At 38.0% G+C, this 610-nt stretch carries 1 pseudogene; it reads left to right on the top strand.

What is annotated here, in order from left to right:
• A pseudogene (locus tag R7P74_RS27610) lies at positions 1-428 on the top strand (chromosome partitioning protein ParA); the annotation flags it as partial.
• Positions 429-610: the final 182 nt, after the last annotated feature.

The raw sequence follows: 610 nt of genomic DNA, 5'->3' as shown, positions 1-610 counted from the left end.
AAACTAAAGACTTATACAATATTGCATTAAAAACACATATAACAGCAGAACAACACGAGCGCTTCATCGCTAACAAGAAAAGTTACAACTATCGCTCTAACGCTGCTTTTCTTAGAGACGTAGCTTTAAATCAAGTTGAACCTCGCCCAAGCAATGACGAAGAGCACTTAAAGTACTTTAAAGAAACCAAGGAGCTATCAAAAGCACTTCAAGTGCTTGCAGAGGACATTGAAGATGCTGACAGCGCTAAGATAGCCAAACTAAGTAAATGCATTAAAGAGCTTAAGAAGAGCGTTGATAGTACACGCAAGCTAGCCATAGATTCCCACTCATCAGCAACAGCTAAAATACTAGCTTTTAAATACTTATCTTCGCGTCAGCTAGACGAGCTATGCAAACAAAAGATACTAGAAGAAGCTGAATTATAAAGCCTAAACTCCCGCCTTATTTTTAAGGCGGATTTATCTACCATTTCTTATTACTTTCTCACTAACGATAATAATAAAGAGACAATAAAATGATATTTACAGAACTAGAATGCACAAGAAGTCAGCAAACCGCTAAGGACGCTCAGAACCTCGTGGAATATGGCGCTAAACAAAAAGACGCC

Source organism: Vibrio sp. 2033 (assembly GCF_033339735.1).
Note: the sequence above shows the minus strand (reverse complement) of the source record. Positions and strands in the feature narration are given on the sequence as shown.